Annotated in this window: 24 protein-coding genes; 16 read left to right on the top strand and 8 right to left on the bottom strand. The window is 44.3% G+C overall.

The window, feature by feature from the left end:
- The first annotated feature begins 3 nt into the window (after positions 1-3).
- Together CE636_RS00940 and CE636_RS00935 are read left to right on the top strand one after the other, a co-directional pair.
- On the top strand, positions 4-438 hold the full coding sequence (locus CE636_RS00940) for a hypothetical protein (protein ID WP_024266216.1): 435 nt from the start codon (positions 4-6) through the stop codon (positions 436-438).
- 133 nt (positions 439-571) lie between these two features.
- Positions 572-1,987: a DNA cytosine methyltransferase gene (locus tag CE636_RS00935; RefSeq protein WP_017901033.1), complete on the top strand. Its 1,416-nt coding sequence runs from the start codon at positions 572-574 to the stop codon at positions 1,985-1,987.
- A 91-nt stretch (positions 1,988-2,078) separates the two neighbouring features.
- On the opposite strand, the gene CE636_RS00930 is transcribed toward CE636_RS00935, so the two are convergent.
- Complete coding sequence (locus tag CE636_RS00930) at positions 2,079-3,281, bottom strand: type II restriction endonuclease (RefSeq protein WP_017901032.1); 1,203 nt, start codon at positions 3,279-3,281, stop codon at positions 2,079-2,081.
- 573 nt (positions 3,282-3,854) lie between these two features.
- On the opposite strand from CE636_RS00930, the gene CE636_RS00925 reads away from it, so the two are divergent.
- Positions 3,855-4,103, top strand: coding sequence for a hypothetical protein (locus tag CE636_RS00925; RefSeq protein ID WP_017901031.1), 249 nt, complete (start codon positions 3,855-3,857; stop codon positions 4,101-4,103).
- A 28-nt stretch (positions 4,104-4,131) separates the two neighbouring features.
- Positions 4,132-4,449: a DUF3846 domain-containing protein gene (locus CE636_RS00920; protein ID WP_017901030.1), complete on the top strand. Its 318-nt coding sequence runs from the start codon at positions 4,132-4,134 to the stop codon at positions 4,447-4,449.
- A 441-nt stretch (positions 4,450-4,890) separates the two neighbouring features.
- On the opposite strand, the gene CE636_RS00915 is transcribed toward CE636_RS00920, so the two are convergent.
- From CE636_RS00915 to yfaE, 7 genes are all read right to left on the bottom strand, one after another.
- Positions 4,891-5,184: a hypothetical protein gene (locus CE636_RS00915; RefSeq protein WP_223226678.1), complete on the bottom strand. Its 294-nt coding sequence runs from the start codon at positions 5,182-5,184 to the stop codon at positions 4,891-4,893.
- A 50-nt stretch (positions 5,185-5,234) separates the two neighbouring features.
- The gene (locus tag CE636_RS00910; protein ID WP_017901028.1) at positions 5,235-5,900 is read right to left on the bottom strand and encodes a hypothetical protein; all 666 of its coding nucleotides are present in this window, start codon (positions 5,898-5,900) and stop codon (positions 5,235-5,237) included.
- A 164-nt stretch (positions 5,901-6,064) separates the two neighbouring features.
- The gene (locus tag CE636_RS00905; protein WP_017901027.1) at positions 6,065-6,373 is read right to left on the bottom strand and encodes a hypothetical protein; all 309 of its coding nucleotides are present in this window, start codon (positions 6,371-6,373) and stop codon (positions 6,065-6,067) included.
- 15 nt (positions 6,374-6,388) lie between these two features.
- The gene (locus tag CE636_RS28385; RefSeq protein ID WP_024266223.1) at positions 6,389-6,544 is read right to left on the bottom strand and encodes a hypothetical protein; all 156 of its coding nucleotides are present in this window, start codon (positions 6,542-6,544) and stop codon (positions 6,389-6,391) included.
- Between the two features lie 106 nt (positions 6,545-6,650).
- On the bottom strand, positions 6,651-7,088 hold the full coding sequence (locus tag CE636_RS00900) for a hypothetical protein (RefSeq protein WP_017901026.1): 438 nt from the start codon (positions 7,086-7,088) through the stop codon (positions 6,651-6,653).
- Between the two features lie 65 nt (positions 7,089-7,153).
- Positions 7,154-7,768: a hypothetical protein gene (locus CE636_RS00895; RefSeq protein ID WP_014839960.1), complete on the bottom strand. Its 615-nt coding sequence runs from the start codon at positions 7,766-7,768 to the stop codon at positions 7,154-7,156.
- 321 nt (positions 7,769-8,089) lie between these two features.
- Positions 8,090-8,362 (bottom strand): class I ribonucleotide reductase maintenance protein YfaE, encoded by a 273-nt coding sequence (gene yfaE, locus CE636_RS00890; RefSeq protein ID WP_017901024.1) that lies wholly within the window; start codon positions 8,360-8,362, stop codon positions 8,090-8,092.
- Between the two features lie 270 nt (positions 8,363-8,632).
- Here yfaE and CE636_RS00885 point away from each other — a divergent pair, with 270 nt between their 5' ends.
- The 12 genes from CE636_RS00885 (at position 8,633) to CE636_RS00830 (ending at position 18,628) form a co-directional block, all read left to right on the top strand.
- Entirely contained in the window at positions 8,633-8,944 is a 312-nt protein-coding gene (locus tag CE636_RS00885) for a type II toxin-antitoxin system RelE/ParE family toxin (protein WP_014839961.1), read from the top strand.
- Positions 8,945-8,954: 10 nt separating this feature from the next.
- Positions 8,955-9,290 (top strand): hypothetical protein, encoded by a 336-nt coding sequence (locus CE636_RS00880; protein ID WP_017901023.1) that lies wholly within the window; start codon positions 8,955-8,957, stop codon positions 9,288-9,290.
- 11 nt (positions 9,291-9,301) lie between these two features.
- Positions 9,302-9,676: a hypothetical protein gene (locus tag CE636_RS00875; protein ID WP_017901022.1), complete on the top strand. Its 375-nt coding sequence runs from the start codon at positions 9,302-9,304 to the stop codon at positions 9,674-9,676.
- A 145-nt stretch (positions 9,677-9,821) separates the two neighbouring features.
- On the top strand, positions 9,822-10,082 hold the full coding sequence (locus tag CE636_RS00870; protein WP_024266227.1) for a hypothetical protein: 261 nt from the start codon (positions 9,822-9,824) through the stop codon (positions 10,080-10,082).
- Positions 10,069-10,593 (top strand): hypothetical protein, encoded by a 525-nt coding sequence (locus CE636_RS00865; RefSeq protein WP_017901021.1) that lies wholly within the window; start codon positions 10,069-10,071, stop codon positions 10,591-10,593. Before CE636_RS00870 ends, CE636_RS00865 begins: the two co-directional genes overlap by 14 nt.
- A gap of 356 nt (positions 10,594-10,949) precedes the next feature.
- Positions 10,950-11,264: a hypothetical protein gene (locus CE636_RS00860; protein ID WP_017901020.1), complete on the top strand. Its 315-nt coding sequence runs from the start codon at positions 10,950-10,952 to the stop codon at positions 11,262-11,264.
- A gap of 27 nt (positions 11,265-11,291) precedes the next feature.
- Complete coding sequence (locus CE636_RS00855) at positions 11,292-11,939, top strand: hypothetical protein (protein WP_014839962.1); 648 nt, start codon at positions 11,292-11,294, stop codon at positions 11,937-11,939.
- A gap of 21 nt (positions 11,940-11,960) precedes the next feature.
- Positions 11,961-12,206 (top strand): hypothetical protein, encoded by a 246-nt coding sequence (locus CE636_RS00850; protein ID WP_024266234.1) that lies wholly within the window; start codon positions 11,961-11,963, stop codon positions 12,204-12,206.
- A gap of 259 nt (positions 12,207-12,465) precedes the next feature.
- A complete protein-coding gene (locus CE636_RS00845; protein ID WP_017901019.1) occupies positions 12,466-13,710 on the top strand; it encodes a site-specific DNA-methyltransferase in 1,245 nt (414 codons plus the stop codon).
- Positions 13,711-13,773: 63 nt separating this feature from the next.
- Positions 13,774-17,154 (top strand): hypothetical protein, encoded by a 3,381-nt coding sequence (locus tag CE636_RS00840; protein ID WP_014839963.1) that lies wholly within the window; start codon positions 13,774-13,776, stop codon positions 17,152-17,154.
- A gap of 9 nt (positions 17,155-17,163) precedes the next feature.
- Complete coding sequence (locus CE636_RS00835) at positions 17,164-17,517, top strand: hypothetical protein (protein WP_017901018.1); 354 nt, start codon at positions 17,164-17,166, stop codon at positions 17,515-17,517.
- A 319-nt stretch (positions 17,518-17,836) separates the two neighbouring features.
- Positions 17,837-18,628: a hypothetical protein gene (locus CE636_RS00830; protein WP_014839964.1), complete on the top strand. Its 792-nt coding sequence runs from the start codon at positions 17,837-17,839 to the stop codon at positions 18,626-18,628.
- Positions 18,629-19,502: the final 874 nt, after the last annotated feature.

Below are 19,502 nucleotides of genomic sequence, written 5' to 3'. Positions count from 1 at the left end.
AAAGTGACGCAACAATTCTCGCCTCCGCGTGAAGTCGTGGAGATGTCCCGGCGGATTTTTGAAAATGTAATCTCCAGTAGCCTCAATACTGCTGATACCACAGGAACCTGTATGTATGGTTCGATTCTGGTTTCCATGCTCCTGGAGAAATATTCAGGTGTCAGGACACGTATCGCCGGTGGAGATGGTGTTGGTGATGGTGGAATTCTAACTGCAGCCGGTATGAAGGGGCATTATTGGGTTGTTGCCAACGTACATGGAATGCTCTTTGTTGTCGATATCACGGCAGATCAGTTTGGCATGGACAAAATCGTATACAAAGGGTTAAAGGATGCTCCAGAGTACATTGAGGGCCACCAAATCACCATTGATGACCATGTTCATGAGACCCTTCATCAGATTATAGAGAGTCAGCGTTCAGAATATAACCAGCCGTGAGCCCTGTAAGAAATGACAAAGAACAGGAGTCCTGGCTCGCCAGAGCTCTTTGTACTGGTTAAAAACCCAGATATCATTCCCCCTGGGTTATATGAGTGATAGACTATCACTCATATAACCTTTGGAGGTAAGAATGTCTGAATTTGAATCCCTTGCAGAAGAGCTGGTAGAAGAAGCACGAAATGAAGAGGCCAAGCAACAGCAACGGGACCTGACACTGATAGGTAAAGTCCTGGAAATTTATGATCAGAAGTTCGTTGCAGAGCTTCTCCGTAAGCTGGGTAATTCAGACTGGACCAGGGAGACCCTGAACCGCTGGATTAATGGTAAATGTGGACCTCGTTCGCTCACAGTAACCGAAGCGTCTCTGCTCGAAAAGATGCTCCCTCAGCCGCCTGCTAACCACCCCGATTATGCATTTCGCTTCATCGATCTCTTCGCCGGTATCGGCGGCATCCGTCATGGATTTGAGGCCATTGGCGGCAAGTGTGTTTTCACCAGTGAATGGAACAGCTATTCAGTCAAGACTTATAAGGCTAACTGGTACTGTGACCCCGACGCACATATCTTCAATTCAGACATCCGGGATGTCACGCTCAGTCATAAAGATGATGTCAGCGAAGAAGCCGCCTACGCCAATATCGACAAATCGATACCCGATCACGATGTCCTGTTAGCTGGGTTTCCATGCCAGCCTTTCAGCCTTGCCGGTGTCAGTAAGAAAAACTCACTTGGCCGTAAACACGGTTTTGAATGTGACACCCAAGGGACCCTATTCTTTGATGTGGCCCGCATCATCATGGCGAAAAAGCCAGCCATCTTTGTCCTGGAAAACGTCAAGAACCTCAAGAGCCACGACAAAGGCAAAACATTCCGCGTCATTATGGATACCCTGGATGAACTCGGTTACGACGTCGCCGACGCTGAAGCAACAGGTGCCGAAGATCCAAAAGTTATAGATGGTAAACATTTCATCCCGCAACACCGGGAGCGTATTGTTCTGGTGGGGTTCAGACGTGACCTGAATTTAAGCCAGGGATTTAGTCTTGGTGACATTTCTTCTCTGTACCCGGAAAAAAAGGTCCTGTTCAGAGAGCTTCTTGATAGTGAAGTAGAAGATAAATATACACTAACGCCAAAGCTGTGGGATTATCTCTATAAGTACGCCAAAAAACACCAAGAGAAAGGCAATGGTTTTGGTTTTGGACTGGTGAAGCCTGAAAATGATGATGCAATTTCTCGCACAATATCAGCGAGATATCACAAGGATGGTTCAGAATCGCTCGTTGATCGTGGTTGGGATAGCGAACTCGGTGAAAAGAACTTTAACGACCCAGAGAACATGACCCGACGTCCTCGTCGTCTAACACCGCGTGAGTGTGCCCGGCTAATGGGATTTGAGCAGCCAGGGAAAGTAACTTTTAGAATCCCCGTATCCGATACTCAGGCTTACCGCCAGTTCGGAAATTCCGTCATCGTGCCGGTATTCGATGCAGTAGCGAAATTGCTGGAGTCACGGATCATCGAGGCTGTGAAGGCGCGGAAATAGAAGGTATTGAAAGAGCCCCAAGGGGCTCTTCAAATATCTATGCTGGTATCATCCCATTGCGCATACGACTCTCGCCAGATGTGGGGGGATGTCACCAATAGAGTTTTTTAAGTTCATCTATAAACGCAGATAGTGACATTAGCTCACCCCTGATTTCCTCGGGAAAGGCCTTATGCAACCCTACCGGTACAACGAGCCGTATCCCCTCAGACTGCATTTCCCTGAACTGTGCCACAGATACGCCCTGCTGTAAGGTGAACAGGTGTACTGTATCAATTCTGTCAGCCTCATTCAGTACCTGCCGCCAGCGGTCCTTACAGGTGGTTTTAACCCCCAACATGCGTAACTGTTCAGCAGGGTAATAAGGATCGCGATAGGCAGCACCGGAAGGAAAGATGAAATCGGGTTTTTTCTTACCTTCCGTGATAGCCTGAGTTTCAAAGCTCATTACACCGTGTTCTTTGAAAAGAGATTCAAGATGGAGCTCAAGACTTTTCCCGGCACGAGACTTCCTCCGGTTACTCACTGAGTTAGCAAGCGTAATAAAATCATTCACCGTGGCAAAGCCTTCGGCTATCTGACCCAGCACGTGCAGTTCCTCAACGGCTAGAAAAATTTCAAACTCAATTTTCCGCCGCCACGTCAGTTGAGTGTCCGGATCGTCAGATTTTTTATCGTAATGACATGCGGCAAAACCAATAATTTCCCTTCCTGAAGGAAAGTGATGGGCCCATTCCGGCGGCAGCTCATACCTGGTCCTGGCTGGGGAGTGCTCGGTAACGAATCCCCCAATTATTTTGTCTCCAGGACCAAATATTGTTCCTCCCGGGATAACTTCTCCAATAATAGGTTCAAGAACCTCCTCCTCGGTCAGGTCTTTGCAGACCCAGACATCGCAATAACTGGAAGATGTGCCGGGGATATGGTCGAACGCGAGAAGGGCCAGAGCTCCTGTATTCTCCGGATTCTGGAGCGGATTTTGTCTACCAAAGCCCGTCAGCCGTTTTTCATCCCGGGTGCCACCGAAAAACTTATTGTTATAGTAAATGGCCCTTACATCATTAAGGTCAGGGCAATCAGGATGAGATGACATGTGCACTGAAAAAAGTGCTTCTGGATTTCTTAACTGAGTATCACGGAGTGAAGGGAACAGCTCATCAATGACTGCCCCTGGCATGTAAAGACCAGACTGGTGGGATCTTGTCGCGCCGGTATCGTTCGCGGATAGACGCTTCACGTATACCCAGACATTAGCAGAGCATTTTTCTTGCAACCACTCAGCCAGAATACTCATCCAAACTACTCCATCATAAACATTCACTGTTTATGAAAGATGTTACGGATCCTGAGGTTAGAAGCAAGGCTAAAAGAATCGGAGTGGGCTGGAGTGAGGGGATGATTAACAGTGAATTGCTTATACGTTCAAAAGGTTATGCTCATAAAAATACACTAATACTAAACCTTAATAATTTATAAAATCGTTAGTTACCCGGACTGTATATCAACACTACCTTCACATCATGTTCCTCAACGTACGCTACATCATTAAAAAAATCAGTCAGAAAAAAATGGCGATGTGTATTTCATATAATTTCTCACTGTTTATGAGATGAAGGACTCCTCCAGCATTTAAATATAGCATACGAACAAATCAGGGGATTGACGAAGCAACTTAAAATGTAAGAATAGAGATGCGCGATATTCATCATCAATGACAGACTCACATGAAATAGCATTAAAATCGTTCATGCACGTCTGAAACAGGCATGATCAATATTATTTTTCACAATCAAAACCGGGATTATATTGACTAAACATTTATATGTGGAAAAATAGACTAATCCCGTATCACTCTAAAAGGTAACATATGAAAATCCGAGATAAGATTGCTGCTGAATTGAATTACCAGGCATCTGTAGAAGGAGAGACGGGTAATATAAAAATGTGTCGTATTATTCTGGAGTCTGTGAACAATGCTGTTGTTTTCAATACAATGACAAAGGTAGAGAAGGCACCTGACTCTGACGCAAAAACCACCAATGAGCAGTATTTCCACTATGTTCAACCATGGGTTATCCCGTTCATTGAAAAAATGCATACAGCCAAAGACGAATGACGACAGCATCCCTGGAAAGGAAGAACCTATGGCATTACTGATTTCAGCAGATGATAGTATTCGAAAGCTATCCCCTCAGGACCTTGACGGTAGCCGTGATAATGAAGGTGTATTCTCGCTCGCCGATATGCAACAAATGGTAGGCGGTTACATTCAGGCAGTGAGACTTAATCCTGTTATCGTACATGAAGATACGCGTTACACCTGGTTAATTATCAATGAAGAAGGGAAGCTTCTATCTTTGCCAATTAACAACAATGCGACCCTTATGGCAGTCACTGCTATCAGGCATGATGATTACATCGTCGGTGATGCATTGATGCTTGAAGAACACGAATTTCAGTAACTTTTTGTGATACACTATTCTCGTTATTATTCAATGTTCGTTAGTTAAATTTGCCTGTCGATGACAGGCTTTTTTTTGAAATAAAAAGCCCGGAACCAGGCTTTAAGTGGAGTACCATCAGACAGAAGAAAGTTACTTTTTGGATTTTTCGCTACCAGGATGGAGTGCTAAGGCATCAGGCTTAACATCAACCATTGCCATTAAACATTCTTTATGCCCGTATGTGCTACCGCCTGATTTGTCGATATACACAACTCCATTTTCTCTCATTCTCTCCCTTCCATAGCGGGCCGCATACGACTCTGGCATATTTTTCGAGCAAATCTCACAGGGCCCCAGATAGTCACTACCCCTGGCCGTTGCCCTAATGACTTTTACCAGTCGACCCGTTGGTACGTTAGAAATCATTTGATTAAACCTCAAGCATTATCCAAAGGGCGATTAAACATTACCCTTAAGAAAATTGAAAAGAAAAAAAACTAACACACTAGCACCCAACATATAGATCGTGATGATAAATATTCTGGCTGAAATGGTTGGGGTCATTCTTGCGTTAAATGCACTGATGAATAGTGCGATTGCCGCAATGATTTTTATAATATACTCAGGGATAACATTGTTTTCACCTAAAATCTCGTATACCTGTGAGCTTAACAGGCAAAAAGAAAGAATAACAAGCGGACTCAACCATTTAAGGTTGCGAATTAAATACCAATCCTCTTTGCTGTTTTTCATACTCATTCATACCCTCTAAATTTAATTATCGACCAGATTCTAATTTCACATTACTTTTTTAGCTTTGACAGTAACTTTTTGAACGGGGTGTACTCATACACGATCAATGCAGTCAATAAAATCAAACTCACAGAAAGAATAAAAAGGTGAATGCAATTTATATAAAATTCGAGCTTTATGCTCAATTTTTTCAAGTTTTCAAGTTCCTTAAACTCATTTCCGACATCATACATGTCCTGATGACCTGCTAATTTTGCCGAACGAAAGAGAGCGTCTTTTTCAATGGCGGTTTGAGTTTCCAGGGCTTCATTTATCTCACTCTTTTTTAACATTAATTTATTGAGTTCCGCACCAGCGCTCGAAATATCCGTCTCTTTGTTTTTTCTTTCAAGAATTACAATTAAATTCTTAATGTTAGAATTAAGTTCTTCAATGTCACTTTGTTTAACTGTTTTCAATAACATCGTAGACGTTTTATTTGACAGTTCATCCAAATCTGGATGACCTGCGTACTCCTCTGAAATCTTCGCTGAGGCAGTGTCTCGCTCATTAATCAGCTCGCTAATGTGTTTCAACGGTCGAGAATCATTAGATGAAAATGTATCTATGGGTGGCTCATCAATACTGCGAGCAACGCTACCAGAACTCATGAATATCGTCAGCAGAAGGGCGGGCAGTAGGGCACGGGGAACATTTGAAAATTTTGAGGGTTTCATAATAGCTTCCTGAATTTTTGAGATGTGAGTAGTTTCACGATCGTAAAGGAAAATTCTGTCGATTTCCGGTCTTTGCTGACCATAAAAAGGATTTAGAACTTTTTATTTTCTTTAGTTAGCCTAAGCATCCCCCCCCTTTAACAGATAGGGGGGGGTAGAGGCTATCAGCATCCCATCATCCGTTCCATTTTTTCCATTTGAGCTAAGTCCGCCAACTCACGACGTTCGCGGCGTTCTACGACAAGAGCTCTTTTTTCCCCAAAAGTCAGAGCACTGATAATGGGGACCTTAATTTTCCCACTGCCTTTACAGGTGGTGCAGGCAACATCATATGTACCGTTTACTATCCTGTGCCGTTCCTCTGGCTCCATTTCGTAAAGCTCAGCGCTGGTAAAACCATCCGAAAACGCTGGGTTGTCAATGGTACCGTGGCCTTCACAGTGATGACAAATTGCCCAATAAAACTTACCCATGCATGGCTCCCTTTATCAGCTGTTACACCATTCATCGTAAGTTTTTAGTGGCTTTCCGGTAGTGACGTCAATACCTTTTCCATTATCTGCACAAGCAAGGTAAATTTGGTATTCACTGTCGTTATCACCACGAGAACGAGTCTGCCAGTTTTCATTTTGTTCAAGTTTCATGACACACCTCACTTTAATTTATTAGTGTTATCCTACTCTATTTGACTCGTCCATCAACCCCCTAATTACTAAACAAGAAATATTTTAATGCTATTGTTTAGCAACTTTAAATCGTGTTTAACAACAAGCGTGCGTTAAAGAACATTACCAGCGACAATAGAAATAAAATAATACTTAATGCCACTTCTTTTAAGGCTTCATTTACAACTATCTTTCTGAATCCTGAGGAGAAGGGGGCGGAAGGATTCAAACATCTCAATGCTGGGATTAAATTCATAATGGCGAAAATTAAGAGAGTAAGTCCAGCCGATACGAACAGTGTAATCACACTGTATGATACATGCTCATGCTTATAGAACATATTGTATGCTATCAAGGTTATACCTATGAGTACAAGGAATAAACCTGTGATGTTAACAATAATGAATATGGCGTCCTTTCTGTTATATAGGGAAGAAATCATCACTCTACCAATCATCAACAATACAATGATGTCAAGAATTACATTTAATGAAAATATAGCGATATAATAAAAATCACTCATATCCTTTCCTTTTCCCTACAAACAAAAAATGTTGCTTGTGATGTAATGTTAAATATATTAAAAAATCATTGATTTGAAGTCATATCATAATACTGTCCATAGGTTAATTTTATAAAATCAGGGGGAATAGACACTTCATTTTTGAATCCATCAACTCTATTCGGAATGCAAAATACCAGAGCATCATTTCTTTCAAAGAGCATACCGCATTTCGTTGTCAGCATAGCCGTTGCATGCTTGCGGAAGGAGGATGGACCGCCTTGTGCTGTTCGCATCACGCCATAGTGGTTGATAATGTAAGATTCCCAACAAGGATACGAACCGAGCCTTTCATTTGCTGATTTAATAACCGAATCCAGTTTTTTATTGTAGTCGCGACCTTCCTTTGTGTTGCCTTTGCCGCGTACAACTATCACCGGTTTATTATTGAATATAGATCGCTCTTTAATCGTTATGGGGCACGGAAAGGTACACTCAGCATCCCAGGCAAAGGCACGCAATTTATCCCCTTTATCTCCCAATCCGTATGAATTAATGAATGCAATTGCCCCGACTGACCTGCAGGCTTCATCAATAACCATGGAACGTTGCTCTCCGACAGTTTCATAGGACTGAATTAACTCCTTAACCTTTGGTCCTTCAACAAGGTAATAATCATAATACTTAGCCTGGTCCGACATCGTGGTCCCTCTCGTGTTATGGATGGTTACTGCAATCAAAGAAAGTTACTTTTTTGCGGCAGTAAGCCCAAGAACTTCTTTCATCTGTTTCTGTGTCCATATCGTTTTGGTAATGGTCAGATCTACATCACCGCGATAGGCTGTACCATCTGGCAAAATCACCAGGCTAATTATTTTTTTCCTGGTTTAGAAACTTCAAACCGATCTCCACTTCTCTTTACGGTATAACCCTTTAACAGAGCCTCCTGAACGATTTTTTCTTTTCCTTTCTTAGCCATAACCCCCTCCCGGCTTTTATAGCATAGCAATCAGGGTAAATTATCAAATATCAAGGACAACATCGCCACAGGGACGACAGCAGCATGGCAGAATTTCATCCGCACCTACGTAAGCCAGGGGGAAGCAGTTGTAAGTGACTTTTCCTGATTTTTTCTTGAGCCTGCATGCACCACAAAAACCTGAACGGCATTGTGATTCAACAGGAACCCCCGCCGACTCTAGTTGCTCCAGGATAGAGTTTGCACTATTTTCAGAGGTTATAAGCATTTTGCTTTTCTCAGCAAAGATAGTCTGACAATTGATATAACCTGACATAAGCCGCCCCCTTTTATCTTTATCATATTATATCATTTTACCAGGCTACCATAACCCCCTAATTATGCGATGAGTGAAAATTAACCCGGAAAAGTTTTATCATCAGAAATATTCAGAAATTATCACATCAGAGCCAGCCACATTGGAAAACCACAATCATAAATGGCGGGTGTTTATGAAAAATAATTTTAAATTTTCACGCTCAAACTAAAAATGACCCCTTGATGCAGCGTTTTAATATGCAATCATGTATTCAACAAAGGAGAAAATATGATCCATTCATTTGAAGAAAAGAACCTTGAGAAGTTATTTAAGAGCGGGAAATCGCAGTCAGGTCTTCCAACGGATATTACCAACAGTCTGAAAAGGGCGCTTGAGGAGCTGCATAATGCGGCAAGCGAAGCTGACCTGATCCGTCTTAAAAGTCGTAACTATGAAAAAATTCACCATACACGTTTACGAGAACGTGAAAGGGCGGGAGATATGTCATCTATCCGTGTCTCTTCAAAATATCGTCTGCTGTTCACCTGGGCCGATGGTGGCGCAAACCGGGTGAAACTTACCGCTCATGCCCATGCGTAAGGATTCGTTTATGCAGCATTGCACAGCACGTCCTAATGACGAAGTCCGGGCTATCGATCTGTTTACATCCTTAGGTCGGGAAGGGGTGCAGTTTCGCCTGGACAGCCTCGCTATATTGGCAGCATCTCGCTGGGAGCAGGCGTTACCTTTGCCTCCTGATTACACAGGAACACCGATTGATTTTCTGTCGGATGCGGAACGCGAGGAAAGGCATATCCTTTTAACCGGTCAGATGCTTTGCATCGATGAGATAGCTGAAGCACGTGAACGTATAAAGCAGCGTATAGCCAGTCGTAAAAAGCTATGCGGTACACGGAATGCTGACTCACATATTGAAAGCGTTTGAATGGGACTACCATGTTAGAGAAAATTTATTATCTGGCCCTTTTTCTGATTGCGGTTTGCATTATCTGTGGTTTCGTTTTTGCATGGCGCAGACGTAGCCCTATGGCCCTGACGTTGACTATCAGCGCTCTTGTGATCTGTATTGCTTTTCATACGCTGGAGAACTCTGTTGCGACAGGTAAGGATGAGTTATTGCCAGGTGCCAGGGACTTTACACAGTGCGAGCTGGTTGACCAGCAATCAGCTGAAATCAGCGGTTTTGGCTATCCGGTCGTTGTTCTGATTTGTGATGACGGCCAACAGATTTTAGATGCAGGGATATACACGCAGCAGCTGAAGCAAAAACAGGATTGCGCCCCGGGCAGTGAGGTAACAAGCTGTCATTAACTGCCAGAAAAGTTACTTTCCCAAATAATTCTTATCCGCTGCAGTATTTCCTGTTTTCCAGCGAGAAAGTATCCGTTAGTATCTGTTAACATCATTGAATCAAACACAGAGAGAACAAAAAAAATTAACCGCCATAGAGGTATAAATGACTTCCGACGACAATCAGAATAATGCAAGCGGCAAAGGTGTGGATGATTCTGTTAAATCAGGCCAGAGCCAACAAAACACAATTAGCATTCTTAAACCAGGATCAAATAACGACCTGATTGACCAACTTCGTGGTGGGCCTCTGGACAAAACATCCGTTGACTATGAATACCACTCACCGGATCCTACTGAAACTGCCCAACGTCTTGCTTTAATTAGTTATTTGATTGCCGGGGAAGAAAAAAATGGTGCCTTTTAAACCTGTTAATTTGCTTCAAATTATGTCATCTCACAAGATGGAGACAGATGATGTTGCACTAATCGCCGGTACCGATTCTGTTGTAGTGGAGTCCTGGTTCAAGGATGGGGTCGCCAGTGAGACAGCCCTGCACAACATCGCATGTGCAGTCGGAGTATCGACGGAATGGATTCGGGGCTTTGTCTCCGGTGAGGATGAAACACTTAAGGCAAACAGTGAAGGCCTGACGAAAGAGTTGCAGAATCTTCCCCCTGAAGAAATCTCCGTTCTGGCAAAAAGCTTCAGTTTGCGTTTGAAAGATATCAGTGAACTCGATAACAAGCAGCAGGGGCAGGCTCTTTCAACGGTCAATAATAATGCGGTTTTCAATAGTGATACCGAAGAACTCCTTGCGGTATATCGGTTATTGCCAGAAACAGAAAGACGAAATCTATATCGTGTGGTTTGTTTGAGACACAAAGAACTAGCACGGCTTTACGAAAAATATATTAATAATAAACAACTTATTTAATAATGCTACATGGCTACAGAACTGGACATTAGCAATAGCCGGTGTCCGGTTTTTATCCGCACGCGCTAGTTTTAAATGAAACTAACAATCAGTCATAAACACTGGGCAAAAACAAATTATTTCCATTTCAATCTCATTTCACCCCTGGTCATAGCATTTATTTCTGGCATAATAGCTTTATAGTGAATAACACAGCTTGCCCTGAATTGTTACTCTCTTACTAAATTATCAAGGATAAACTAATGATATCTAAAAACGAGGCATTAGATTTTTTAATGATGCCAAGCCAGGGTGCAACCTTTAGCGTTTTTGTTGGTGCTATTAGTTTATTATCAATCCATACACAAGGGTAAAACATGACGAACAAAGATGTCAGCAAAGCGATTTCAGTCAAAGACAAAGAAGCTCTTCATTTAGAAGTTGTAGATGGAAAACTAGCTGTAAAAAGAATATGCGAAGATTTTGTTATCGTAAATTTGAATGATATCCCTTCGAACCGTGAAGAACTCATTCATTTCAATAATAAATATTTAGCTCCAAACGGACTCGGTATTGATGCAGAGTCACTTTCTGATGTAAAAGTCGAGCAACTTATTGAAACAATAAAAGAAACATTCACTAAGGAGAATGGGGTTGCCACTATGACTGACTATACTGGCCCTCTTAATTAACCCAACACTAGCTATCAGTGAGGCGATATGTCGACAGAAAACAGTGCAAAGATCACTTTTACTTTTAACGGTAATGCTCCTCAACACTGGATAACTACATTAAATAGTCAAAGGAAAGGTACCTGGATTGATCCGCAATCCAGCGGCAGCAAAGTACTGCTGGACATCCTCACTAGCAGCGGCATTGATGCGGACAGCGTTCGCGGTGATGATGTTCTGGTGTTTTCAGTTCCCTCTCAGCGTGAGATTTTGTCTGAACTTCTTGGTATCTATGCCGTTTCTGATGCCAGAGTGTTGCTTATCGCCGCTACGCCATTCTGTCCGAACCTTTCTCGTGTTGTGGTAACAACCCACCAGCTTCTTTCGGACGGCAGCTCTGTTTCCAGCGAACAAAAGGCATTACGCAACCTGTTTTTTATGACACAAAACGGCATCTGTATTCAGAGTGATTTATCTTTGAATCTTGACCCGGCCAAACTACCTGGTTCCCGTTTCTTTGCCTGTGAAGATGATATGGAACAAGCAGGAATTCAGCGTTGGGGAGAAAATGGTGGTGATGCCTGGCGTGCAATGGCAACGATTATGCATGGAAAGAAAATTCTCATCAACGGGGCCGGACAAATGCTGGAACTAGGGAATACCCCGGAAGAGCGGATTAACGCCGTCAATAATTAAATTCATTTATAGGTTGTACCTATGGAAACAACATTTTTAGGAAACAACGAGTTTATCAAACATGGAGGCCAGTTATTCCTAAAAACTGAGGAAAGCTGTTTCGCTTTTTATAATATAGAATGGGCGAAAAAAATCTTATCCAGTGATAATGTTAAGTTTCAAAATGGAAGGATGTCCCATGACGTCGCCCATGATGTTCTTGAGGAAGCTCAGGATAACTTATTATGTTTTTTGTGTGCAACATTACCTAAAATGTCCACCAGCTAAAACTAACTGTTTGCGTGAAATGACGCTATCGAGCCCCCCCTAACACAGGGGTTCTCGTAGCCATAACAAGAATTCCATCTAACACTGCAATCAAAGGGAAATGGTTTTTGGGGATTCGAAAGTTATACATCCATAAACAGTGGATGTTTATAAATCATATAATTTTTTATCGGATTATTTTTTAATCTAATGAAAATCACCCCTGGCACTCAATTATAAATATGAGATAATGATTTTACGAATTCAACAGGGGTATGTTATGTCTCGTCTGAACCTGGATTTAATTGAAACTATTTACTCTGATGCTGACCGTGAACTCACCAATGATGAGTTGTATCGGGAGGTACAGTCTCGCCTTTCAATTTCAGATAATGATTTCAATTCAAAAGAAAAATTCGGTTTGGCCGGTGTTCCTCATAACAAAATTAAACACCGTATCCGTTGGTTCCAACAGACACTAAAAGCCATGAACGTCATCGAACGTTTAAGCTCCGGCCGCTCTCTATGGCGTCACTGCAGGAAAAAAAATTCCGGACTTTCCGAAGCGCGGGAAGGGACACGTATAGTGGCATTCAGTACAGATCTCGGGGTAGCGATTTTAGGCAACTCTACAATGGTGTTGCCTGGCAATACCGAACCGGTCCATCTCTGCCTGACATCTCCACCGTATCCACTCAGAAAGCAGCGGGATTATGCCGCAGCCTTCAAAAACGACAGTGACTATATTGATTTCATCGTGGAAGCCATTAGACCAATCGCCCGCCAGCTGGTTAACGGTGGTTCTGTCGTGCTGAATATCGGTCAGGATATTTTTAATCCGGGTCAGCCTTCACGTTCCCTCTACCCGGAGCGCCTGCTACTGGCCTTGTGCGAAAAACTTGACCTCTACCTGATGGACCGGGTGCCGTGGGTGAATATGAGCAAACCACCCTCACCGACATATTGGGCCTGCCGTAAGAAAGTTCAGCTGCTGGCCGGTCATGAAATTATTTTCTGGCTGACCAATAATCCTGATGCTGTCCGTTCCTGTAACCAGCGCGTTTTGCAGCCCCATACAGAGAGCCACAGCGCGTTGGTTGCCAGAGGCGGAGAGAACCGTACGACCATCTACGGTGACGGAGCCCATGTCGTGAAACCAGGTGCCTTTTCTCAATCCACTGACGGGGCTATTCCCAAAAATGTGATAATCCGAGGCCATGCGTGTGCTGACACTCGCCGCTTTCACAAGGAAGCTAAACGGTTAGGGCTTCCTGGACATGGGGCGATGTTCCCTACGGCCATCCCCGACTTCTTCATACGGTTTCTGACGGAAGAAAACGAGCTGGTGGTTGATCCTTTCGCTGGCTCTCTAAAAACAGGCCTTGCCGCCGAACGGCTCAACCGCAGATGGATGTGTTTTGATAGTATTCTGGAATGGTTACGAATTTCAGCCACCGGCTTTTTTTCTGACTTCCCGGGATTTGAGATGAACCCGATTATTGATAACGGCGAGTTGTTCGCGTAAGCGGGCGTTAGAACATTTTTCATTCTGCACATCGTGGAGTGAACGATCACAGGAGATGGCAATATGCCTGACATTATCCCGCACCAACAGCAGCCGGAACAATTTCATAAATTCTACTCCCTCAAGGGGGGGCAATACTGGCGTGCCAAAAACGCGATTCCTGAACAACGTATAGAGCAGGATGAGGTTTTGCTGATTGAGTCGCTTCGCTGGGTCGATAATGCACTCCATACCGTGATCCTCCGCACCCATCCGTCAAAATTCGACAAAAACTTTGTTTTCAAATTCACCGATGCTGCTGGCCGTAGCTACAGCACGACGAAATCGTTTAAAGAACACCGCTTTCTGTTCGACGATTTTCTGGACAAATTTGAGTTTGCCGATGACGGGCAGGAAATCCGTGGTCAGGAACTGCTGGCCGCTCAAAACCGGGTTAGCCAGCTGACACAGCAAATGACCGACACCATGTCCGATCCTGATGCTCTGCGTACGGAACTTCTTGGCAGGATTGAAGCGAAAAAAGCCAGTTCATCAGCTCCTGGGGATGAGAAAAAACAACTGCCTATGGTTCCGGGCCTGTCGTCATCTACGGAGTTAGCATCTCTCGGTTCCGCTCTTTCTTCCGGAATAGATGAAACAAAAATAGTACAGCTCAAGCAGGCAGTTGAGTTCAGACATGAAATCGCGCAGGCCCAAATCGACTGGATCAAAGAAAAGAACTCTGTGATTTCGAAAGCCGTCATGGCTATTACACCCTATCTGGAAGAGTCGGCCGCCGCACAGTTGGCTATTGCTGAAGATAGTCGTGAAACGCTGAATAAGCTGATGGACGGTATCAAGTCCCTTGACCTTTACATCGGTAAAGATGTGGTGGTTAACACGATCAGAGAGGGCGATTCAGCACCGGCACACATTCCCTTAACGTTCGTACAGCGTAAGCTGGCCGTCGACGAGGAAACCGCTGTTTTTCTCGATATCGGTGAATGGTTTGATTTTGAAAAGCTGCCACTTTTTTTCCAGGCATTAAAGAACCATCCGGGGCTGGTGGAGCAGATCTTCCCGTCACAGCGCTGCGTGGTCTGTATGACCACGACCCGGCGCTATATTGATTATCAGGACCGCTGGGCGAACTGGGAGCTTAATGCCAAAAACCAGACCGTTTTCCTGATGGTTCGGGACGGCGAACGGCTGTTCCAGGTCTACTCCGGTGTTGAATCTCACCTCGGCGCTCATACGCTTTTCCCGACCACCGATGAGCAGGGAAATATCTTTCGTGGCGTTGACGGTTCGCAGGTGACGTTCAATGACGTGTCCTACACGGACAAACTCAAAGCCCATGAGATGGTTGCTCTGCATTATTACCGGTTTCTTATCCTGTGCTGCGGGCTCGACCACCGGCTTAAGCTCTTTGGCGAGTTCTACGACCCTCAGGACCGCTTAAGTTTCGTCTCTATGGCGTTCCAGGAGACGTATTGTCGATTCATTTACGATCATGATGGTACTGGTCTTCTGGACGATCCTGATGCGAAAGTGCGCCCCTCTATTGAGGAGTATATAACCCAGGCCAATAGCCATTTGCGCTCAGGTTCAAGGGTGTTCTGCGAGTGGAGAGCTGTTTGTACACCAAATACCGCGCCAGGTGTTGTGAAAGTCGATACTGGTACCAGTTACCGATCCTATTATTTTACCGCCGATTTCATCGATGATGAGGGAATGGCAGTGGCCTTTACCCGCAACAATGAGATTTGCGTGGAGGTTCCGGTCAAAAAAGATATCTACCGTCGCACCCGGGCTAATGATGTACGTGAATTTAATGCGAAAGTATCCCTCACGAATTTTCAGCGTGATCCGTGGGATGACGCCAGCAGCGTGGGATTCCTCTGTCTGGACGCGGTAAAAGCCGATGATCTGGATTATTACATCAACAGCCGCTCCAGCCGTAGGGATTTTATGTACTACATAAAGCTCTTCAAACGCCTTTCAGCTGTCCTGAGAGCGGAAGAAGAGCAGGAGATGCCATATCGACAAAAGCTCCTCAGAGCGCTGGTTGATGGCAACATAGGCACTAAAGCTAACCGTGCTGAAATCGTCGACAAGACAGTTATCACCTGGCGGGCTGACAAAAAAGGTCAGCCGCTTAGTGAAGGAATTGACAACGAGAAAAGCTGGAAGGCATTACTTGGCATGATGGACCTGATCGCCTGGCGCGGTTTGAGCCATAAAGAGGCCGCAGTGGAGATGGCCATCTCCCGGGGTAGCAAACCGTTACGTCTGATAGTCATGACAAATGCCAGACTGGCTCTGTACGTAACCCCTACAGACGAGGAACGTGATGATCGCGTGGAAAAACATAAGTGGGCCATGCTGCTGACCTTCAAAATGTCAGCAAAAGGGCTGACTCTGGATTCCAGCAAGCCTGCTTTGCTAAGCAAAAATAGTGTCTGCGAAACAACCCTCTATGAATGGCCGGAGGCCAATGAGTGGAAAGGGCTGAAATCAGTGTTCTCCAGCTTCCACGAAAAACAAAGAGCTTTTGAATACATTGAGACAGGTAAAGAGGACCTGCGAAAACTGTCTCCGGCTAACCCTGCTGAATTTGAGGCTGGGGTACGTGAATGGATGACGGCCTACTGCGAAATGAATGATTACCGCAAAACCGGGGGCCAGGTGCAGCATCCGAGATTGATGATACCGGTAGGCATCTACATTGACCGGGGAGACTGGCAATATATCTACGTCACTACAGAGAGTGAGGCCGCAGGGTATTTTTATCACAACGCCAGCGAATCCCTGAAAAAGGAACTTTTTCAGGAGTATGTATCACGCTTTGCTCATCAGGAAGGAAAACTCGAAAGGCTTGAAACTCGGGGGAACCGGCTGGCATTGGGCATGGCTAACAAAACTCCCGACATCGGGATGTTCAGTGCAGATCGCAATGTTGAAATGGATAGCGTGAAATATGGTTCTCTGTCTTACAGTGCTTACAGCCAGCTTCAGATGATAGAAAACCGTTTATATTTTGTCATTGAGGAAGCTGAACGTGGGGTACATCGTCGGATTTATATTGCCGATAACCTAAAAGACGATAAGGATGAGTTTATCATAGACAAACTCCTTGGTTCTTCACATCTACAGGAGTCGTCTGGCGTTGATGTATTCGAAGTTATGCTGCCTAAGTCGCTGTCAGAAGGGCCACTGCCGGTATTGAAATCAAGTGGTGAAATCTACCGTATTCACCACTGGTTCGACATTTGTCCAAAAGGGACTGACTCGAATGTATCATTGAGCAATATTGATGCCCCTGTAAATACTGTTACCAGACACAGTTTTGATAGCAGGGAGGCGGCAATTATGCATATCCTGAGGCAGGATAATACAGTTAGGAAAAACACCTCTGGTGACATATTTAATACGCCAGAAGGTATTAACGAAAGATGGTATTAGGAGGGGCTAATGTTTAGCATGTTCTTTGTTTTAACCAGTATTGTTGTGTGGATTATGCCGGTGATGACCATCGCCGGAGCAATTTTCCGTAAGGACCTGTTAAACCGGAATGAATGGACATTTCTCGTATTCTTTAGCGTTATTGCTGCATCGTACGTGTCATATTCCAGCTGGCAGGACAGAAATATGGGCCTGGTACCAATAGGGAAAGAATATTTATCTTGCCAGTTAAAATCGCGTAATGAACCTGACCTCACAAGTTTCAGGACCGTGACACTTGATTGTGGCGGAGAAGAAAAAATGGCTAAAGAGGAATTTTATGATGCGGCCGTAAAAGCCGCCACAAAATACGGTTATGAGTAAATCGTCAAGATTCACTTTCCTCCATTTTACCCCTCAGCAATTTCAATTTCGTTCAATCCACCAGCACAGGCCCACGGTCCCGGTAAACCCGGTACCGGGACCTGTGCCGTGAGACCACTTTAGACGGGTCACATCACTTCAAAGGGAAGCTGTCGCCGTCTCAGTCACCCGGTCTCAAAATTTTTACAGGCGTTCAGCCTGCAAAAACTTTGAGCTGCGGCTTCCTTCTCCGCCCTTTTTCGTTCTGTTTTCCCCGTCTGCGTTTGTCTCACGGCACAGGTCAAGCCGCATACTATCCTCAACTGCTGGAGAACTCGCTATGAACGTTTTTAACAATCTGTTTAATCGTCACTGCCAAAACACTCTGCTGGCGCACGGCTGGCCCGCCGATCTGGAGCTGGACTATTCATTACGTTATTGCCAGGGAGATGGTGTGGCATTTTACGGCGTGCTGCATGACAAAGAAATTTTGACTTTGCTGTCTGGTCTGCTGAGAGATAACCACATCACCGAAAAGCTGGCAGAAGAGGTTGCCGAAGTAATAAAAGACAGCGACACAACACTCACCCTTGAGCGCAACAGTTTTGGCTACCGGTATTCTCATGCTAATACCATCCGGGCAGAGTTAGAGAATTACCCAGACGACATTGGATATGAAGAGCGCTTTAATGACATGCTGGAGAGTGTCCGTGGGAGCATTGAGCAGATTTGTAGCACACTGGAAGGTGACGGATATAAAATTCATGAAAGCATAACGCCTTCGTATGAAGGAGACCTGGTTATGTCACGTTCCACCGCCAATTTTGAAATCATTGTGACAGAAAGCGAAGAGGAATACTGGGACACATCTGATACCTGGGATGATGAATGCAAAGATTTATGCATCGCAGATATTCTGAGTGGCAAATGTGAACTGAAAAACCTAGAAATCCAGGTCAGAGGTAGACACACAGGCAAGGTCTATGGGCAACATTATGCCGAACTGGTATTTATTAATAAAAACAGCCCGGTGCGAAGCTGGTTTGACAGGGAATGGTTAAGAACAGCGCTTGATGATGCACGTGGCAATATTGAAGAAAACCGTAGTGAACTGAAAAACATAAGGTCATAATTTATATTTAAGGAGGTGCGACTATATATGATGTCGCACCTTTTTAAAATATTGGCAAACACATAAATGCCTGTCACATTCAGAAAGGAAAATCATTGTAGCACTATTCTGAAATTCATAAGGAATTACAGCGTTGAGAATATCCGATGTTTACTGGCTTAACTTTCGCTGAAAACTACGGCAGTTCAGTAGATACAGGTATCGGAATGCCCAGAGCTTCCATCATTCCGGCCCCCGGTCGTGCAGTGGAACAGCGAAACGAGATTGCCGCGCTTCGCCTGTCCATCCGGTGACGGCGAACGGAAAAAACTATTCGTCCGCGATGGACGATTCCGGTTAAAGTCCTAAAATGGTCAATGTCTCCAGGCTTTCAGGGATTGGGATCCGCTTGGCCCGCTTATCCAACATTTCACTGATCCTTTCTGGATCAAACAGGATCCAACCTTTCAGCAACCCTATCCTTAAGTCAATTAGCCCCTCAGAAGCCCGTAAACGCTCTCTGAGGACATTTTTCAGAAAAAAGGTATCTACCTACGTATAAATTCTACGATTAATCCTGTGGCGTTTCAGGGGCATTTTGTCATTGGGGGGGGATTGTCTTCACTGTTAGCTGTTCCCAAATTCTACCACCAGCATTACCAGGCAGAGATACAACACACATTGACTTTTTTTTATCATATTAATAAATAACAGTTTTTAAAACAAAACATCAGCGTTCGTACGTTGCCTTTTACGCTTGTTTGCCGTTGTTTATCTCGATCTGGAATCCAGCTTCGGGAGGATCAGGGGGGGGAATGCCCGGAAAGAAGCTATTTTGCTGGTTTTGTAAGCAATCTGGAGGGGCAAGACACTTATCACCGTTATCCACAGGGTA

It is taken from the genome of Klebsiella sp. LY (assembly GCF_004010915.1).
Classification (GTDB): domain Bacteria; phylum Pseudomonadota; class Gammaproteobacteria; order Enterobacterales; family Enterobacteriaceae; genus Klebsiella; species Klebsiella quasipneumoniae.
The sequence above is the reverse complement of the archived record's forward strand: the minus strand, read 5'-3'. Positions and strand labels throughout refer to the sequence as shown.

What these genes read in the sequence shown, in the direction of transcription:
- CE636_RS28385 (WP_024266223.1), bottom strand. Translation starts at nt 6,544, where the DNA reads ATGAAACTTGAACAAAATGAAAACTGGCAGACTCGTTCTCGTGGTGAT.
- CE636_RS00915 (WP_223226678.1), bottom strand. Translation starts at nt 5,184, where the DNA reads ATGAAAAACAGCAAAGAGGATTGGTATTTAATTCGCAACCTTAAATGG.
- CE636_RS00860 (WP_017901020.1), top strand. Translation starts at nt 10,950, where the DNA reads ATGACGAACAAAGATGTCAGCAAAGCGATTTCAGTCAAAGACAAAGAA.
- CE636_RS00905 (WP_017901027.1), bottom strand. Translation starts at nt 6,373, where the DNA reads ATGGGTAAGTTTTATTGGGCAATTTGTCATCACTGTGAAGGCCACGGT.
- CE636_RS00830 (WP_014839964.1), top strand. Translation starts at nt 17,837, where the DNA reads ATGAACGTTTTTAACAATCTGTTTAATCGTCACTGCCAAAACACTCTG.
- yfaE (WP_017901024.1), bottom strand. Translation starts at nt 8,362, where the DNA reads ATGTCAGGTTATATCAATTGTCAGACTATCTTTGCTGAGAAAAGCAAA.
- CE636_RS00875 (WP_017901022.1), top strand. Translation starts at nt 9,302, where the DNA reads ATGTTAGAGAAAATTTATTATCTGGCCCTTTTTCTGATTGCGGTTTGC.
- CE636_RS00935 (WP_017901033.1), top strand. Translation starts at nt 572, where the DNA reads ATGTCTGAATTTGAATCCCTTGCAGAAGAGCTGGTAGAAGAAGCACGA.
- CE636_RS00845 (WP_017901019.1), top strand. Translation starts at nt 12,466, where the DNA reads ATGTCTCGTCTGAACCTGGATTTAATTGAAACTATTTACTCTGATGCT.
- CE636_RS00925 (WP_017901031.1), top strand. Translation starts at nt 3,855, where the DNA reads ATGAAAATCCGAGATAAGATTGCTGCTGAATTGAATTACCAGGCATCT.
- CE636_RS00835 (WP_017901018.1), top strand. Translation starts at nt 17,164, where the DNA reads ATGTTTAGCATGTTCTTTGTTTTAACCAGTATTGTTGTGTGGATTATG.
- CE636_RS00865 (WP_017901021.1), top strand. Translation starts at nt 10,069, where the DNA reads ATGGTGCCTTTTAAACCTGTTAATTTGCTTCAAATTATGTCATCTCAC.
- CE636_RS00850 (WP_024266234.1), top strand. Translation starts at nt 11,961, where the DNA reads ATGGAAACAACATTTTTAGGAAACAACGAGTTTATCAAACATGGAGGC.
- CE636_RS00920 (WP_017901030.1), top strand. Translation starts at nt 4,132, where the DNA reads ATGGCATTACTGATTTCAGCAGATGATAGTATTCGAAAGCTATCCCCT.
- CE636_RS00870 (WP_024266227.1), top strand. Translation starts at nt 9,822, where the DNA reads ATGACTTCCGACGACAATCAGAATAATGCAAGCGGCAAAGGTGTGGAT.
- CE636_RS00840 (WP_014839963.1), top strand. Translation starts at nt 13,774, where the DNA reads ATGCCTGACATTATCCCGCACCAACAGCAGCCGGAACAATTTCATAAA.
- CE636_RS00895 (WP_014839960.1), bottom strand. Translation starts at nt 7,768, where the DNA reads ATGTCGGACCAGGCTAAGTATTATGATTATTACCTTGTTGAAGGACCA.
- CE636_RS00900 (WP_017901026.1), bottom strand. Translation starts at nt 7,088, where the DNA reads ATGAGTGATTTTTATTATATCGCTATATTTTCATTAAATGTAATTCTT.
- CE636_RS00930 (WP_017901032.1), bottom strand. Translation starts at nt 3,281, where the DNA reads ATGAGTATTCTGGCTGAGTGGTTGCAAGAAAAATGCTCTGCTAATGTC.
- CE636_RS00880 (WP_017901023.1), top strand. Translation starts at nt 8,955, where the DNA reads ATGCAGCATTGCACAGCACGTCCTAATGACGAAGTCCGGGCTATCGAT.
- CE636_RS00910 (WP_017901028.1), bottom strand. Translation starts at nt 5,900, where the DNA reads ATGAAACCCTCAAAATTTTCAAATGTTCCCCGTGCCCTACTGCCCGCC.
- CE636_RS00855 (WP_014839962.1), top strand. Translation starts at nt 11,292, where the DNA reads ATGTCGACAGAAAACAGTGCAAAGATCACTTTTACTTTTAACGGTAAT.
- CE636_RS00885 (WP_014839961.1), top strand. Translation starts at nt 8,633, where the DNA reads ATGATCCATTCATTTGAAGAAAAGAACCTTGAGAAGTTATTTAAGAGC.